The organism is Nitrobacter sp. JJSN (assembly GCF_051912485.1).
In the GTDB taxonomy this organism is placed as follows: Bacteria; Pseudomonadota; Alphaproteobacteria; order Rhizobiales; family Xanthobacteraceae; genus Nitrobacter.
This window is the reverse complement of the sequence record NZ_CP196822.1, coordinates 1997633-2012931: the sequence shown is the minus strand read 5'-3', so window position 1 is coordinate 2012931 and position 15299 is coordinate 1997633. Positions and strand designations below refer to the sequence as shown.

Sequence of the window (15299 nt, the reverse complement as noted above, 5' to 3'; positions counted from 1 at the left end):
AGGCGCGCGCCGTGCTAAAGACCAAGCCCGTTCTTCGAAGGCGATCATATGGCGAAAGACACCACCGGCCGGCTACGCGTGACCGTCAAAACTGGTGGCAAGCGAAAACTGTCGTCCAAACTCTGGCTGGAGCGGCAACTCAACGATCCCTATGTGGCGCAGGCCAAGCGCGACGGCTGGCGCTCGCGTGCCGCCTACAAGCTGATCGAGATGGACGACAAGTATCATTTCCTGAAACCCGGGCTGGCGGTGGTCGATCTCGGCGCGGCCCCCGGCGGCTGGAGCCAGGTTGCCGCCCGGCGGGTCGGCGCTGCCGACGGCAAAGGCAAGGTGATGGCCATCGATCTTCTTGAGATGCCGGAGATCGTCGGCGTGACGTTTGCTCAGCTCGATTTTCTTGATGCGGCGGCGCCTGAAAAACTGCTCGCGATGATGGATGCGCGCGCGGATGTTGTGCTTTCCGACATGGCCGCCAACACCACCGGCCATCGCAAGACCGATCAGCTCCGGATCATCGGTCTGGTCGAGAGCGCCGCGGCCTTCGCGGCAGACGTGCTGCGGCCCGGCGGGACGTTCATCGCAAAGGTGTTTCAGAGTGGCGCGGATGCCGAACTGCTGGCGCAGCTCAAGCGCGATTTCCAGACGGTCCGGCATGTGAAGCCGGCTTCGAGCCGGCAGGACTCCTCCGAGCGCTACGTGATGGCGACGGGATTTCGGGGTGGCGCAAGTGACAAGCCCGTTCAGCTCGCGTAGGATAACCAGCCTTTGAAGCTGAAGCCGGCATAAAACAAGTTGACGTCCGAGAACCCAGCTTCTTGCAGCATCGCTTCCTCTTCCTCCGGCGCTAGTATCGATAACCTGCTGGCTATGGCTTGCCGCGAACTTTCCATTTGAGCGGGACTCGTGTCGCTCCGTGCGCCGAATGCGACGTGACGAGCGATCCAGACAGATCGTTCGGGTTCGGTCTGCGGGAAACTGATATGGGCGACCACCAAGGGAGCGCCGGGCTTGAGGCGGCGGTGAAGCTGCTTCAACGTTTCCAGCCGCTCGTTACGGGGGATGAAGTGAAAAGTCAGCAATGAAGTGGCGGCATCGAAGGGGCCCTGCGGCGCATCGTCGATATAGCCTTCGTGCAAGCGCACGCGCCCGGAATGTCGTCCGACCATCTGCTCAGCGAGCTGCAGCATGGGAGCTGAGGGATCGACCGCATCGAATGACCAGCCGGGCTGCGATTCTGCGAAAGCCTTGAGCTCCAATCCACCGCCCGCGCCCAGGACCAGTACACGGCCATTTTCAGGCACGCGTTCAGTGAGCAGCATCGTTGTCATCCGGTGAAGATCGAAGAAGCCCGGCACCTGACGAGGCGGGCCTTCAGCGTACGTGCTCACGGAGGGTCCGGAGAATGGGGATGGCTCCATGTGGAATCTCTCCTAAAGCCTTGGCGGCAGATGAGAAGCGCGCGTGAATTCAATGCAAGACGCTGAATACAGCACGACTGAGAGCCTAGCTCAGTTTCTGATCGCGTGCGGTGACCGTCTCGCGGGCGGCTTCTTCCTCGGCCTCGGACTCGCGGGTGGGGTCGGAAATCACCACCATGCGCCGCCCCGACACTTGATGGCCGGCATCGGCCGGCATCCTGAAGAAGTAATAGGTGGACGCCGCTGAAAGCAATGAGACCACGAGAAATCCGGGGCCGAAATCCGCGGCCGCGAGTTCCGTGTTGTGATGGAACATCATCGTGGCTTCTACCGAGAAGGCGCCGAGCGCGACACCTGCCGAAATCGCCAGCTGCTGGTTGACGCTGGCCAGCGTGGTGGCGCGGCTCATCCGTTCCGGCTCGACATCGGCATAGGCCAGCGCGTTGATCGCGGTGAATTGCAGCGAGCGGAAAAAGCCGCCGACGACGAGAATGATCATGATCAGCAGCAGCGGCGTGGTGACGGTGAACAGCGCGCAAGCCGCGAGGAAGGCCGAACTGACAACTGCGTTGACGGTCATGATGTTGCGGAAGCCGAAAGCACGGATGATGCGGGCGGCGAGCGTCTTCATGCCCATGGCGCCGACGGCCGAGGAGAATGTCACAAGGCCGGAACGAAACGGCGACAGCCCGAAGCCGACTTGCATCAGAAGCGGCAGCAGGAACGGCAGCGCGCCGACGCCGAGACGAAACAGAAAACCGCCGTAGATGCTGGCGCGGAACGTCGGCAGCCGCAGCAGCGTGAGGTCCAGCACCGGCGTGTCAGTGCGCCGGGCGTGCACGACATAAAGGGTCATCGAGATCGACCCGACGCCGATCAGCGCGATCACCACCGTCCACGGCAGCAGGTTGAGGCCGGCGACCGACAGGCCAAAGGCGATACCGCCGACTCCGATTCCGGCTAGAACCATGCCGTAGAGGTCGAAGCGTTCGGGGTTATCGCTGCGGATCGGATCGATGTAGCGCTGCGCGAGCACGATGCCGAGCACGCCGACCGGAATGTTGATCAGGAAGATCCAGTGCCAGGAGAAATAGGTGGTGATGAAGCCGCCGAGCGGTGGGCCGACCACCGGCCCGACCAGAGCAGGCACCGTCACCCATGCCATCGCGTTGACGAGGGCGCTCTTGTCGATCGAGCGCAGCAGCACCAGACGGCCGACCGGCGTCATCATCGCACCGCCCAACCCTTGCAGGGTCCGCGCGATCACGAAATGCGTTACCGATGACGACAACGCGCAGCCGATCGAACCGATCATGAACACGGCGATCGCCGTGCTGAATACGGTGCGCGCCCCGAAGCGGTCGGCGGTCCAGCCGCTCGCCGGAATGAATATTGCCAGCGACAGCAAATAGGAGGTGATTGCGAGCTTCAGCGTCAGCGGGCTGGTGCCGATATCGGCGGCGATCGCCGGCAACGAGGTCGCGATCACCGTCGAGTCCATGTTTTCCATGAACAGCGCGGCGGCGACGATGAGCGGGATCAGGCGTTCCTTGTTCATGCGGGCTCGGGGGAGCAAGCGGCGGTGGAGCGGGGCTGTAGCACCGATAGGGCCATCCCGCTATTGCGCAACCGGCAGGCCTTCCTAAATCCTTGGAGAGTTTTGGGAGGCCAAACGATGATCTACGTGCTCGCCGCCTTGCTGCCGCCGATCGGGCTGTTGTTCAACGGGCAACCGTTTTCGGCCATCCTGAACGTGGTTGTAATCGTGCTTTGCGCGATTTTCGGATGGATTTTCCCGATCCTGTTCCTGGTGCCGTCCGCCCACGCGCTGATCGCGGTCCATATGAAGCGGGAGGATCGCCGGCACCGCGAGGTGGTCGACGCGATCCGGGAGCACGGGCCGCCGCCGAACTATCCACGCTGAACCACCGGGGAAAAGCCCTTGTATGGCCGTCAAACCCTTTGATTCCAAGGGCCGCCATGCTATCGACCACCGTCAACCCACCTGATGGAACCCGACTCGACTGCGACGCCAAGGTGTCGCTGACAGGTTGTTCCATCCCGAGGTCGTATCGCGGCGAAAGCGCCGCTGAATGGAGTTGGCGATGGCGTGTGCAAACGGATTTCAGGATCTCAAGGAAGCTTACACGTTCGACGACGTGCTGCTGAAGCCTGGTGCGTCCGACATCCTGCCTTCTGAGGCCGATATCCGCTCCCGCGTAACCCGCGACATTCCGCTCAACATTCCGATCATGGCATCTGCCATGGACACCGTCACCGAAGCGCGCATGGCGATAGCCATGGCGCAGGCCGGCGGCCTCGGCGTCATCCATCGCAACTTCGATGTGGAGGGGCAGGCAGCGCAGGTGCGGCAGGTGAAGAAGTTCGAGTCCGGCATGGTGGTCAATCCGCTGACCATCGGCCCCGACGCGATGCTGTCCGATGCGCTGGCGCTGATGAACGATCACGGTTTTTCCGGCATTCCGGTGGTGACCGGCGGCAGCGCAACCTCGCCGGGCAAGCTGGTCGGCATTCTCACCAATCGTGACGTCCGCTTTGCGACCGACCCGCGGCAGAAAGTTTCGGAACTGATGACGCACGAGAATCTCGTCACGGTGCGCGAGGGCGTCAACCAGGAAGAAGCCAAGAGGATGCTGCACAAGCATCGCATCGAGAAACTGCTGGTCGTCGACGAGCAGTATCGCTGCGTTGGTCTCATCACCGTCAAGGATATGGAAAAGGCGGTTGCGCATCCGCTGGCCTGCAAGGACGCGCAGGGCCGGCTGCGCGTCGCTGCGGCAACCACGGTCGGCGAAGGCGGTTTTGAGCGCACCGAGCGCCTGATCGATGCCGGGGTCGATCTGATCGTCGTGGATACCGCGCATGGTCATTCCAGTCGCGTGCTGGAAGCGGTCAACCGCATCAAGCGGTTGTCGAACGCAGTGCAGGTCATCGCCGGCAACATCGCCACCACCGAGGGTGCGCAGGCGCTAATCGATTCCGGCGCCGACGCCATCAAGGTCGGCATCGGCCCGGGCTCGATCTGCACCACCCGCATTGTGGCCGGTGTTGGGGTGCCGCAGCTCACCGCCATCATGGATGCGGTCGATGCGGCGAGGAAGGCCGACGTGCCCGTAATCGCGGATGGCGGCATCAAGTATTCCGGCGATCTCGCCAAGGCGCTTGCCGCCGGCGCGGACATCGTCATGGTCGGCTCGCTGCTTGCGGGCACCGACGAAACGCCGGGCGAGGTGTATCTGTGGCAGGGACGCTCTTACAAGGCCTATCGCGGCATGGGTTCGGTGGGCGCGATGTCGCGCGGCTCGGCCGACCGCTATTTCCAGCAGGACATCAAGGATACGCTGAAACTTGTGCCCGAAGGCATTGAGGGGCAGGTGCCCTACAAGGGGCCGGTCGGCAATGTCATGCATCAGCTTGCCGGCGGCTTGCGCGCGGCCATGGGATATGTCGGCGCCCGGACGATCGCCGAATTCCACGACAAGGCGCGTTTCGTCCGCATCACCGGCGCGGGCTTGCGTGAAAGCCACGTCCACGATGTCACGATCACGCGCGAAAGCCCTAACTATCCCGGCGTCGGCTAGTGTCCCGAATCGAGTTCGCCTCGCTATGCAGCCCCGCGTAGCGAATTTCTGAACCCCACTCACGTTAATCGCCCAAATTGAGCCGCACAGCGGCGCGAAAACGGGTTACTCTCGTTGCCGCAGATCCTCTGCGCCGCAACGGCGTTTCCGGGCGGTTGCATCGTGTCCGGGAATGACAGACACCATTCAAAAGAGAACTTGAAAACATGGTCGATTGGACGGATGACAGGATTGCCGCGCTTTCGGATTCCGATCTGAAAAATCTGCTTGCCAATGCCGAGCGGAAATCGGTCGACGATCTCGTCGCGCGTTGCCAGACGGAACTCGACAAGCGAGATGCGTTGAAGCCGCGCAAGGCTGCGAAGCCCCGCACCGAGCTGAAGGATTTCGAGCACGAGATGTCGACGCAGCTTGCCGGCGTCGGGAAGCTGATGGCGGAGAAATACGATCTGTCCGAGGAGACCGCGAAAGCAAAGTCTGCCGGCGTAAAGGGCTTTCGCGCGCACAAGCTCGTCGGCAGCGACGGTCACGCCAAGCTCGGTGGATTGCAGCGCGCGGGATTCGTTGCCGTCGACCGCTACATCTCCTATCGACGCGGCAATGATATCGTCTCGCTCGGCGTATTCCTGCCGAAGGACCGTGACATTGCGGAACACATGTTTTTTGTGATCGCGCCGCAGGCGATGCTCGACCGCGGTGAGCCGGTCGACGCTATTCGCGACAATCACGGCCAGAAGCAGTCCGCCGACAGCGGGCTCGTGTTCAAGGATCTGGAAAGCGCCGCAGCCGCTTTCGACAAGGCGCTGGCCAGGATCGCGGCTTGAGCTTATCCCGCCCTTGCGAGTGTAGCGGCGTAATCCGGAGGTAACGCGATGTCTGCTCAGGCGGTGCTTCTACCGGTGTTCGTGTTAATCGGGCTGGCGTTCGCATTGTTGCTGGGGATGGCGACAATGCGGACCGAAACTCTGAAATCTGGAGAAACCCCGATCAAGGATATTGCCCTGGGGCAATCGAACTGGCCGCTGCGCACAACCCAGATCGGCAACTGCTTCAGCAACCAATTCGAAGTGCCGGTGCTGTTTTATGTCCTGATCGCGTTGGCGCTGCCGTTGCGTCACGCCGATCTTGTCATCGTGGTGCTGTCCTGGGTATTCGTCATCACGCGGTTCGTCCATGCCGGCATCTTCGTCACGTCAAACAACGTCCCGCAACGCGGATTGGTGTGGTTCGCGGGAGTGCTTGTGCTACTGGCGATGTGGATTTATTTCGCCCTGCGCATCCTGCTCGTGTAGCACCCTCGCTCCAATTGAAAGTCAACCATGACGCCAGCCGCGCGGCTCTCCGCCGCAATCGAAGTGATTGAGGCCATCGACAGCCAGCGGGTGCCGGCTGCGAAGGCGCTGAAGGAATGGGGCACGGCGCATCGTTTTGCCGGCTCCGGCGACCGCGCTGCGATCTCCGGGCTGGTCTATGACGTATTGCGCCGTCAAGCGTCCAGCGCCTGGATCATGGATGATGACACCCCGCGCGCGCGTCTGCTCGGAATGCTGAGGCGCGAGCGAGAATTGGATGCCGATGCGATAGCGGCGCTGTGCGATGGCAGCCGCTTTGCGCCCGAGGCGCTCTCCGACGCTGAACGCGCGGCGCTGGCCTCGCGCACCGTCATGGACGCGCCCGCGCATATCGCCGGCGACTATCCGGAATGGCTGGACGGATATCTTGGGGAGGTGTTCGGTGGCGACCGCGCCGCCGAGGCCGCGGCGATGGCGAGCCGCGCGCCGCTCGACCTGCGCGTTAATACCCTGAAGGCCAAACGCGAGAAGGTGCTTGGCTCGCTGCGTCACCTCGGTGCATCGGCGACGCCGTGGTCGCCGCTGGGTTTGAGGATCGCGCTCGGCGCCGATGCGCGTAATCCCGGCGTCCACGCCGAGGAGGATTTCATCAAGGGCGGCATCGAGGTGCAGGACGAGGGCTCGCAACTGGCGGCGCTACTGTCCGGTGCAAAACCCGGCGAGCAGGTGATTGATCTCTGCGCCGGGGCCGGCGGTAAGACCCTGGCGCTGGCGGCCATGATGCAGGGCAGGGGACGCCTCATTGCAACCGATCACGACAAGCGGCAGCTCGCGCCGATCTACGAGCGGCTGTCCCGCGCCGGCGTGCATAACGCCGAGGTCCGGACCCCGAAGGGCGATAGCGATCCGTTGTCCGATATCAGGGCGTCGGCCGATCTTGTGTTGATCGACGCGCCCTGCACCGGGACTGGCACCTGGCGGCGCAATCCCGACGCCAAATGGAGGATGCGGCCAGGCGCGCTCGAAGTACGGTTGAAGGGTCAGGTTGAAGTCCTTGATCGGGCAGCCAGTTACGTGAAGGTAGGTGGCCGGATCGCCTACATCACCTGTTCCGTACTCCCGCTGGAAAATGGCGAGCAAATCCGTAAGTTTATCGGCCGCCATTCAGATTTCACGGTGACGCCACCGTCACAGACCGCGTCCGTGCTGTGGGACAAGACAGACGATTTTCTCGCGGCGGTTTATATGTCGGATGAGGGGCTTTTGATGACGCCGCGCCGAACGGGAACGGACGGGTTTTTCGTCAGCGTCTTGCAAAAGAAAGCCTAAGACTTTGGGTTAAGGCTGAATCATCGTCATTGCGAGGAGCATACGGCCGACGCGGAGCGTCGTCTCCGCAGCGACGAAGCAATCCGGTTTGCCGTTTTTTCTGGATTGCTTCGCTTCGCTTGCAATGACGGTCCTTCGGGGTTGCGAGGCCGGTGCCGGTCGCGTAATTCCTTGCCATGACAGCCCCCAGCAAAGCTTCCACGTCATCGTCCGGCCCATCCCCAGATCTGTCCGCGCACGACAAGATCCTCATCGTCGATTTCGGCTCCCAGGTCACGCAACTGATCGCGCGGCGCGTTCGCGAGGAGGGGGTCTATTCGGAAATCGTCCCGTTCCAGAAGGCGGAAGCGGCCTTTCTTCAGATGAAACCGAAGGCGGTGATTCTGTCAGGCGGGCCCGCCTCCGTGCTCGACAAGGATGCGCCGGTGGCGCCGCTGTCGATCCTCAAGGCGGGCCTGCCCGTGCTTGGCATCTGCTACGGTGAGCAGACCATGGCGCAGCAACTCGGAGGCACCGTCGAGGCTGGCCACCATCGCGAATTCGGCCGTGCCGCGATCGAGGTCACCGACGCCTGCGCGCTGTTCGACGGTGTCTGGGAGAAGGGCGGCCATTACGACGTGTGGATGAGCCATGGCGACCGGGTCACCAAACTGCCCGACGGTTTCCGTGCCGTGGCGAAGGCGCCGGGCTCGCCGATAGCGGTGATCGCCGACGATGCGCGCAAGTTCTATGCGATGCAGTTCCATCCCGAGGTGGTGCATACGCCAGACGGCGCCAAGTTGTTGCGCAATTTCGTCCGCAAGGTCGCCGGGCTGACCGGCGACTGGACCATGCGCGCGTTTCGCGAGGAGGCGGTCGAGAAGATCAGGGCACAGGTCGGCAAGGGCCGGGTGATCTGCGGCCTGTCCGGCGGCGTCGATTCATCGGTGGCGGCGATCCTGATCCATGAGGCGATCGGCGACCAGCTCACCTGCGTGTTCGTCGACCACGGCATGCTGCGCAAGGACGAAGGCAAGACGGTGGTCGACCTGTTCCGCCATCACTACAACATCCCGCTGGTCCACGTTGATGCATCGAAGCAATTCCTGGGTGAGCTGGCAGGCGTTACCGACCCGGAAGTGAAGCGCAAGACCATCGGCCGTCTCTTCATCGACGTGTTCGACGCGGAGGCGAAAAAGATCGCAGCCTTGGGAAAAGGATCGGCTGACTTCCTCGCCCAAGGCACGCTCTATCCTGATGTGATCGAAAGCGTGTCGTTTACCGGTGGCCCGTCGGTGACGATCAAGTCGCACCACAATGTCGGCGGCCTGCCTGATCGCATGAAGATGAAACTGGTCGAGCCATTGCGCGAGTTGTTCAAGGACGAGGTGCGCGTACTGGGGCGCGAACTCGGGTTGCCGGAGATTTTCGTCGGCCGTCATCCGTTCCCGGGCCCGGGTCTCGCGATCCGCTGCCCTGGCGAGATCACTAGCGAAAAGCTCGACATCCTGCGCGAGGCCGATGCCGTCTACATCGACCAGATCCGCAAGGCCGGGCTCTACGACAAGATATGGCAGGCGTTCGCAGTGCTGCTGCCGGTGAAGACCGTCGGCGTGATGGGCGACAGCCGCACCTACGATTATGTGGTCGGCTTGCGTGCGGTGACCTCGACCGACGGCATGACCGCCGACTTCTACGCCTTCGACATGAAGTTTTTAGGTGAGACCGCGACGCGGATCATCAATGAAGTCAAAGGCGTGAATCGTGTTGTCTACGACATCACATCAAAGCCGCCAGGCACGATCGAGTGGGAGTAGAGCGCGTCAGTCGATGACGAATCCGCGGATCCGCATTTTGCTACGGGCAAATGCAGGCATCTCCAGTCTTCAACAAGGAAGGGTAACTCATGAAGATTGTCGTGATCGGCGGTACCGGCCTGATCGGGTCGAAGGTCGTCGCGATTCTGCGCAAAGGCGGCCACAAGGTCGTGGCGGCTTCGCCGCGAAACGGGATCAATGCCGTCACCGGAGAGGGGCTCAAAGAGGCGATGGCTGGCGCGCACGTCGTGGTCGATCTCGCCAATTCACCGTCGTTTGAAAACAAGGCGGTGCTGGAGTTCTTCGAAACGTCTGGCCGCAACCTTCAAGCCGCAGAGACTGCTGCAGGCGTCCGGCACCATGTCGCGCTCTCCATCGTCGGAACGGACCGGACACCGGAGAACGGCTACTTTCGCGCCAAGATTGCGCAGGAGAAACTGATCGAGGCGTCCGGCATCCCCTACACCATCGTCCGCGCGACCCAGTTCATGGAATTTCTCGGTACCATCGCTGCTTCAAGCACGGATGGAAATCTGGTCAGGATTTCGCCCGGCCTCTTCCAGCCCATCGCGGCCGATGACGTCGCTGCCCTGGTGGCCGATGTGGCGCTTGCAGCACCGCGAAATGGTATCGTCGACATCGCTGGTCCGGAACGGGCGCCGTTCAACGAACTCATTGCCCGCTATCTGAAGGAGGTCGGCGACCCGCGAGAGGTCGTGTGCGACCCCGAGGCCAGATATTTTGGCGGGCGGGTCGATGAGTTCTCGCTTGTGCCATTGGGCGAAGCGCGCCTCGGCCAGATCGGTCTCGACGAATGGCTCCGCCGCTCGCGGGCAGCAGTTGATGCGGCGACGGCTCCAGCGCCCGGTCGATGATCTGGCTGCGATTGTGGTGTGGAATCTGTGCGGAGCCGATCTGCTCGCGTTCCGACTATTTCAGCCGAGGTTGACGGAGCGATTGTATCAACCGAGTTCGCAAACGGCGGTGCGGCGCGCGCGGGCGAATTCGGGAATCTCACATGCAGGGAGAGACGTTCGACATAGCGCAATGGACACCGGCGTTTTCTTTGTTGGGCACCCTCAGGATGATTGGAACTCCGCACCGCTGGGGCTGTTGAAAGCGCATATGATCGGAGGACTACCATGCACCGTATACTGGTTATTGCTACCTGTACGGCGTGCTTAGTCGGGATTGCCAGCGCTCAGACAAATTCGGAATCCAAACAACCAAACAAGTCTGAACACAACACTGGCCGGACCGTGACGCCGGAAGCTAAGGGTCATCTGCAACCGCAGGGGTGGACCGGTCCTGTTGAGACCGGGTCCGGCGGCGCTCCTGCAGAAAGTCCGCAGGGCGAGAGCCCACCAAGTATGCAGCCGGCGCCGGAGGGCTCTTCCAAAACAACGGTCGAGCCGGACAAGAAGTAGCGTGTAGACTCTACGGTCTCTCGCCAGCCGCCGTCCCCAACTTATGGCCTTTCGTGCGGCGGCTTATCCGGCTGACGTCGTCCAGAGAGGACTGCCGGCTTTTGATGGTCCTATGTGCGCTGTGTCTGTTCCTGAATGTCTGCATGATTGCGCAGCTTCATTTTACAAGAAATCCCCATTTTATGGGGTTTGTATGGTGCCCGCTGCCGGACTCGAACCAGCGACCTGAGGTTTACAAAACCACTGCTCTACCAACTGAGCTAAGCGGGCTCAGCGGGGGTCTATCAAAAGAAGGTCCCTCAAGGAAGAGGGGCCATGATGGAGGAGAATAAGTTCTATCAAATGTTTCTGTTCGCCATGGAGGAGCACGCCGAGATATTTCGCGCGGAGTTCAGCGGCGAGCGGATGCATCCCTCGATGAAAGGCAAGGGAACGCGCTGGGCGCGATGGAACGAGGGCTCTTACAATGCGCGGTGATGGGAACATTCGGCGCACTTGCCGCGTTTTTCCCTCCCAACGAAGGAGCATTGCATGGCCACCGAAGCGAGAGAGACAAGCACACTGATCGGCAGCGACAAGGTCGCGGGCACCGCGGTGTACGGCCCCGACGACCAGGAGATCGGAACGATCGAGCGCGTCATGATCGAGAAGACGAGCGGGCGCGTGTCGTACGCCGTGCTGGGATTCGGCGGATTCCTCGGAATCGGCAACGACCACTATCCGCTGCCCTGGAATGCCTTGAAATACGATACCCGCGTCGGCGGCTACCGCACCGGCATCACGGCGGACCAGCTCAACGGCGCGCCGAAGTACGCTTCCGAGAACAGCTGGAATTGGGAAGAGCCGGGGCGCTCCAAATCGGTCGATGACTACTACGGCTCCCGCATTACCCATTCTGCCCTTGAATAGGAGCAAGTCTCGGACGGAATTGTGGGCTGCGCGTAGACCACGCAGCCCCGCACGGCCCCGCAGTCTCCCCCGTTCCTGTGGGGCCGTGCATACCTGCAACCAAGCAAGGAATGATGTCAGGAAGCATGGCGGATTATTCGTATGGCGTATCCGACCACCATATTGAGCTCTATCGACGGAAGGCAGCGGAGTGCCGCAAACAGGCGGAGAACTGCTTGGACTATCCCAACAGGCAGATGTGGCTGAACCTCGCGGACGATTGGATAAAGATGGCGCAAGAAGTCGAACGGCGGACAGGTATGGAAAATCCGGACAGAGCAGAGATAATCAAGCGCGCTAACAAGCTTTGGGAGCAGGCCGGCAGTCCCGAAGGGCGTGCCGAGGAGTTCTATCATCAGGCCGAGCAGGAGCTCAAGCAGGAACGATCCAGTCAGATGCCGCCCGCGCGGAACAGCGACCAGCCGCCCTCCTGATATTCAGTTCGGGCTGATCAGGAAGTCTTTGTACTGGGGATCCCAGTCCTTCATATGCTTGAACAACGCCTGGCGCCGCTGGTCGGGCATTCCGGGGCCGTTCTCAAGGAAGTCCTGCACCGTCCTCTTGAACTCCGCTACCTGCGGCTCCTCTCCCGTGACTAGGTCGCCGTACTCCGCCATGATTTCCTGTACCCGCTCTTCGATGTCGTTCATTGCCACGGTCCTCCCGGCTGCTCCCGTTCATAACCGCGCGCCTACGCGACTAGTTCCGCTTGCTCCGGAAATCATTAAAAGAAGCGTCTATCAGGAGAAGCTTATCGAGCACTATCAGCTGCCGCTCCTCCCGCGTGCCGGGCCCGTTCTCGAGGAAGGCCTCTAGAGTCTCTTTGACCTGCTGCACCTTTGCGTCCTTGCTTTCGGGCCCGTCGCTGAAGCGCGCCAGTATCTCCCGTATCTGCTGCTCGTCCTCATCGCTCATCGTCATGCTCCTGACAGCCGGTCCCTTTAAGATAGGCGGCATCCGTTACGAGGCTAGTCCTCCGCTGGAAGCGGCGCGTTTCACACATCGAGCGCGCGCATAACAAAAAGGCCCTCCATTTCCTGAGGGCCTTTTGCGTTCAACCGCTCGCGCCCTGACGCCGATCGCAGCCGCTGCACGCCTGCTTATGGCGGCTCACCGGTTCTCGTCAACACCGGCTGTCTGCGTGATTGAATATTCTGAAGGAGGAGGGGCAGACCGGAACCTCGGTTGCCCACGGGATTACGGCCGTCCGTACATTTTCGTCTAGCTCCAATCTGTGTGATCCAGGTCACGGTGGGTCATGTGCCGCTGAACTACACAGATGTCACGGAGGGAGTGGTTCTTTCCGAGAGAACAAAACGGAGATCAGCAATGACGAGCGGAATACGTGACCTCACGATCGGTGAACTGGATGCAGTCAGCGGCGGCACGGTCCACACCGAGGTGAGGAAAACGACGTTAATCGATGTGAACGGGAAGGGAATTCTGGCGATCGGGACTGTCAGCATCGATGGCGGGCCGGCTATGCCGTCAGCCGAATGGATTCCACTCAAATAGAACCCCGGCTCACCACCATCCCGGTCAACAGGCGGAACGAAGATTTGTCCGTCACGAATTCAAAGGAGATTTACAATGACGAATTGCGACATGCGCGAATTGACGATGAACGAACTCGATGCGGTCAGCGGCGGAGAGGTGCTGGCGCAGGGTACCGTCATCAAGATTTCGATGGACAAGGGCACGCTCACCGTCGGCTACATCAGCACCGGCGGCGGCCCGACCCTACCGTATGCGAAGTGGCAGCCCAAGTAAGCGGCGGCTGTCTGAACTCGTGGAGCCTGGCCCGATCGGCCGGGCTCTTCTGGTGCAGCATTGACGAACGGAGGCCGCGTCGCAAAGGAACCATTTTCTGTTACCGCCATTATTCGCTAAGCGGTGATGTGCGCGGCCTGCCCAGGCCCCGGCGTGGCTGGCTTTGTACAATCGCTGCCAACAGATGGCACGGCGATGAGCATCAGACTGTCAGATCGGGGATGGAACGGCCTCCTTTCAGCGCGCACCGCGATGACGCGCAACGGCCATCTCACATATCCTTCATGGATCCTTCTGATTTCGATGATCGTAGCCTGCGGCTGGATTTTCTTCCGGGCGGATGCCGCAAATCCACAGCGTGAGCCGCCGGCGCTAAGCGCGGTCATCCCAGATGCCACCCTCTCAGGTCACGCCGCCGGTGTTAAGGAGAGCAACGTTACGCCTGCGGACCTATCCGGCGATGAGGGGGCTGTTTCCAATTCGCCCGTTCGCGTCACGCCAACGGTGGCATCAATCGATGGCGTGACAGTGCTGCGGCAATCGCTTCGGCGCGGCGGACTGGGATCGAAGGCGCTGGTGACGCTGACGATCCGCAACAGCAACGACTATGCGGTGAATCAAATCGAGCTTGTCTGCTCCTTCCGCAACCGGGATGGCGGTTACGTGACCGCGCGCCGTCACACGATCGATGGCGTCGTGAAGCCCAACAGCCGAAGGACGTTCCGGCATATGATGGTCGGCTTCGTCAGCATCAATGCCAACCGGGCCAGGTGTTCGGTGTTCTCGGCCGACTGGGCTTGAAGCAGCCACTTCTGCCTAGACCCGCGCGCGAGCAGCCGACTCGGGCCACGCCCCGAACTCGTAAACGACTCCTGAATCTCCACAGGCGCGCCGGAAAAATATTAACCGGGACTCGAGCGATGGAATCGCCTGAAGCTCCGGTCATGGAAATGATGTCGAAACCTGCGGCCGACGGCGTGCAACTGGGACTTGCCATCGCGTTATTCGCGGCCTGCTCGATGAACCTCGTCCTGCTCAGCTTCTGGCTGTAGCAGCGGCCTCGTCCGCCCCGCGTTAACTTTCCGATAGCGGAATGCTTCGCAATTGATTGTCAGCCCATGCCTCCACGTTAGGCTTACCGGCAGTTTGGGCGGCGGCTTTAACCCATGCCGGCACCGGTTCGATTAGGCTCTGCCGTAAACCGGAACTCTGTAATGCGTATCGGACTTGCGCTGGCCGTTCTGATCGGGACGTCATTGACGGCTCTCGCTGACAGCGGACCGGTGATCGTGATTCCCGGCCGTCCCGGCGTTCCCATCATCATCAATGGTGTCGATGCCTCCTACGCCGTGGTGGAGGGCGACTGGGGCCTTGCCCGAAGGATACACGTACAGCCGACGGTGTACGGCGGTCGCTACGTCGATCCCGAGCCGCATGTCGGTCATTATTATCCGAGCCTCGGTCACGCGCCCGGTTACGGACGCCTCGAAATCGAACCTCCGGCGAACCGCAAGCTGCCGCCGCGCGCTGAGAGCTTTCATCAGTCATGGTCGGCCCATTCCGATCCGACGCCAGCGCAATCCGATATTCCGCAGATGCCGCCTGCGGTCATTCTCGCCCCCGAGATCGGACCCTCGAGTTTGCCGCAAGACTTTCAACAGAGGGCGCCGCGGCAATTTCGGAGACCCAAACCGTAGAATCGAACTTTAGAAAAACA

20 protein-coding genes and 1 tRNA gene are annotated in these 15299 nt (G+C 61.5%); 16 read left to right on the top strand and 5 right to left on the bottom strand.

Annotation, left to right across the window (positions count from 1 at the left end; translation table 11 throughout):
- Positions 1-48 precede the first annotated feature (48 nt).
- The gene (locus ACSZOQ_RS10040; protein WP_439925848.1) at positions 49-753 is read left to right on the top strand and encodes an RlmE family RNA methyltransferase; all 705 of its coding nucleotides are present in this window, start codon (positions 49-51) and stop codon (positions 751-753) included.
- Here the strand turns inward: ACSZOQ_RS10040 and ACSZOQ_RS10035 are convergent.
- Together ACSZOQ_RS10035 and ACSZOQ_RS10030 are read right to left on the bottom strand one after the other, a co-directional pair.
- Positions 741-1418, bottom strand: a complete 678-nt coding sequence (locus ACSZOQ_RS10035; RefSeq protein WP_439925847.1) for a class I SAM-dependent methyltransferase — start codon at positions 1416-1418, stop codon at positions 741-743. The genes ACSZOQ_RS10040 and ACSZOQ_RS10035 overlap by 13 nt on opposite strands.
- An 85-nt stretch (positions 1419-1503) precedes the next feature.
- Positions 1504-2976 (bottom strand): DHA2 family efflux MFS transporter permease subunit, encoded by a 1473-nt coding sequence (locus ACSZOQ_RS10030; RefSeq protein WP_439925846.1) that lies wholly within the window; start codon positions 2974-2976, stop codon positions 1504-1506.
- A 117-nt stretch (positions 2977-3093) separates the two neighbouring features.
- On the opposite strand from ACSZOQ_RS10030, the gene ACSZOQ_RS10025 reads away from it, so the two are divergent.
- The 7 genes from ACSZOQ_RS10025 (at position 3094) to ACSZOQ_RS09995 (ending at position 10312) form a co-directional block, all read left to right on the top strand.
- Positions 3094-3342, top strand: coding sequence for a hypothetical protein (locus ACSZOQ_RS10025; protein WP_439925845.1), 249 nt, complete (start codon positions 3094-3096; stop codon positions 3340-3342).
- A gap of 181 nt (positions 3343-3523) precedes the next feature.
- The gene (guaB, locus tag ACSZOQ_RS10020; RefSeq protein WP_439925844.1) at positions 3524-5020 is read left to right on the top strand and encodes an IMP dehydrogenase; all 1497 of its coding nucleotides are present in this window, start codon (positions 3524-3526) and stop codon (positions 5018-5020) included.
- A gap of 206 nt (positions 5021-5226) precedes the next feature.
- A complete protein-coding gene (locus ACSZOQ_RS10015; RefSeq protein ID WP_439925843.1) occupies positions 5227-5844 on the top strand; it encodes a hypothetical protein in 618 nt (205 codons plus the stop codon).
- Between the two features lie 48 nt (positions 5845-5892).
- Entirely contained in the window at positions 5893-6312 is a 420-nt protein-coding gene (locus ACSZOQ_RS10010) for an MAPEG family protein (protein WP_439925842.1), read from the top strand.
- A 27-nt stretch (positions 6313-6339) separates the two neighbouring features.
- Positions 6340-7641: an RsmB/NOP family class I SAM-dependent RNA methyltransferase gene (locus ACSZOQ_RS10005; RefSeq protein ID WP_439925841.1), complete on the top strand. Its 1302-nt coding sequence runs from the start codon at positions 6340-6342 to the stop codon at positions 7639-7641.
- 176 nt (positions 7642-7817) lie between these two features.
- Positions 7818-9437, top strand: coding sequence for a glutamine-hydrolyzing GMP synthase (guaA, locus tag ACSZOQ_RS10000; protein WP_439925840.1), 1620 nt, complete (start codon positions 7818-7820; stop codon positions 9435-9437).
- An 89-nt stretch (positions 9438-9526) separates the two neighbouring features.
- The gene (locus ACSZOQ_RS09995) at positions 9527-10312 is read left to right on the top strand and encodes an SDR family oxidoreductase (RefSeq protein WP_439925839.1); all 786 of its coding nucleotides are present in this window, start codon (positions 9527-9529) and stop codon (positions 10310-10312) included.
- Positions 10313-11058: 746 nt separating this feature from the next.
- Here the strand turns inward: ACSZOQ_RS09995 and ACSZOQ_RS09990 are convergent.
- Positions 11059-11134: transfer RNA gene (locus ACSZOQ_RS09990), tRNA-Thr, on the bottom strand.
- A gap of 45 nt (positions 11135-11179) precedes the next feature.
- Between ACSZOQ_RS09990 and ACSZOQ_RS09985 the strand changes: the two genes are divergently transcribed.
- From ACSZOQ_RS09985 to ACSZOQ_RS09975, 3 genes are all read left to right on the top strand, one after another.
- Complete coding sequence (locus ACSZOQ_RS09985; protein WP_439925838.1) at positions 11180-11341, top strand: hypothetical protein; 162 nt, start codon at positions 11180-11182, stop codon at positions 11339-11341.
- 54 nt (positions 11342-11395) lie between these two features.
- Positions 11396-11773 (top strand): PRC-barrel domain-containing protein, encoded by a 378-nt coding sequence (locus tag ACSZOQ_RS09980; protein WP_439925837.1) that lies wholly within the window; start codon positions 11396-11398, stop codon positions 11771-11773.
- A 125-nt stretch (positions 11774-11898) separates the two neighbouring features.
- Positions 11899-12246, top strand: coding sequence for a DUF2934 domain-containing protein (locus ACSZOQ_RS09975; RefSeq protein ID WP_439925836.1), 348 nt, complete (start codon positions 11899-11901; stop codon positions 12244-12246).
- A 3-nt stretch (positions 12247-12249) separates the two neighbouring features.
- Here the strand turns inward: ACSZOQ_RS09975 and ACSZOQ_RS09970 are convergent, their stop codons facing one another.
- Both ACSZOQ_RS09970 and ACSZOQ_RS09965 read right to left on the bottom strand, forming a co-directional pair.
- Complete coding sequence (locus tag ACSZOQ_RS09970; RefSeq protein WP_439925835.1) at positions 12250-12462, bottom strand: hypothetical protein; 213 nt, start codon at positions 12460-12462, stop codon at positions 12250-12252.
- Positions 12463-12511: 49 nt separating this feature from the next.
- Positions 12512-12727 (bottom strand): hypothetical protein, encoded by a 216-nt coding sequence (locus ACSZOQ_RS09965; RefSeq protein ID WP_439925834.1) that lies wholly within the window; start codon positions 12725-12727, stop codon positions 12512-12514.
- A gap of 414 nt (positions 12728-13141) precedes the next feature.
- Between ACSZOQ_RS09965 and ACSZOQ_RS09960 the strand changes: the two genes are divergently transcribed.
- From ACSZOQ_RS09960 to ACSZOQ_RS09940, 5 genes are all read left to right on the top strand, one after another.
- The gene (locus tag ACSZOQ_RS09960) at positions 13142-13327 is read left to right on the top strand and encodes a hypothetical protein (RefSeq protein WP_439925833.1); all 186 of its coding nucleotides are present in this window, start codon (positions 13142-13144) and stop codon (positions 13325-13327) included.
- Between the two features lie 75 nt (positions 13328-13402).
- Positions 13403-13582, top strand: coding sequence for a hypothetical protein (locus tag ACSZOQ_RS09955; protein ID WP_439925832.1), 180 nt, complete (start codon positions 13403-13405; stop codon positions 13580-13582).
- A 195-nt stretch (positions 13583-13777) separates the two neighbouring features.
- Positions 13778-14383 (top strand): hypothetical protein, encoded by a 606-nt coding sequence (locus ACSZOQ_RS09950; protein ID WP_439925831.1) that lies wholly within the window; start codon positions 13778-13780, stop codon positions 14381-14383.
- A gap of 119 nt (positions 14384-14502) precedes the next feature.
- On the top strand, positions 14503-14634 hold the full coding sequence (locus ACSZOQ_RS09945; protein WP_439925830.1) for a hypothetical protein: 132 nt from the start codon (positions 14503-14505) through the stop codon (positions 14632-14634).
- Between the two features lie 162 nt (positions 14635-14796).
- Positions 14797-15279, top strand: a complete 483-nt coding sequence (locus ACSZOQ_RS09940) for a hypothetical protein (protein WP_439925829.1) — start codon at positions 14797-14799, stop codon at positions 15277-15279.
- The last annotated feature ends 20 nt before the right edge of the window (positions 15280-15299 follow it).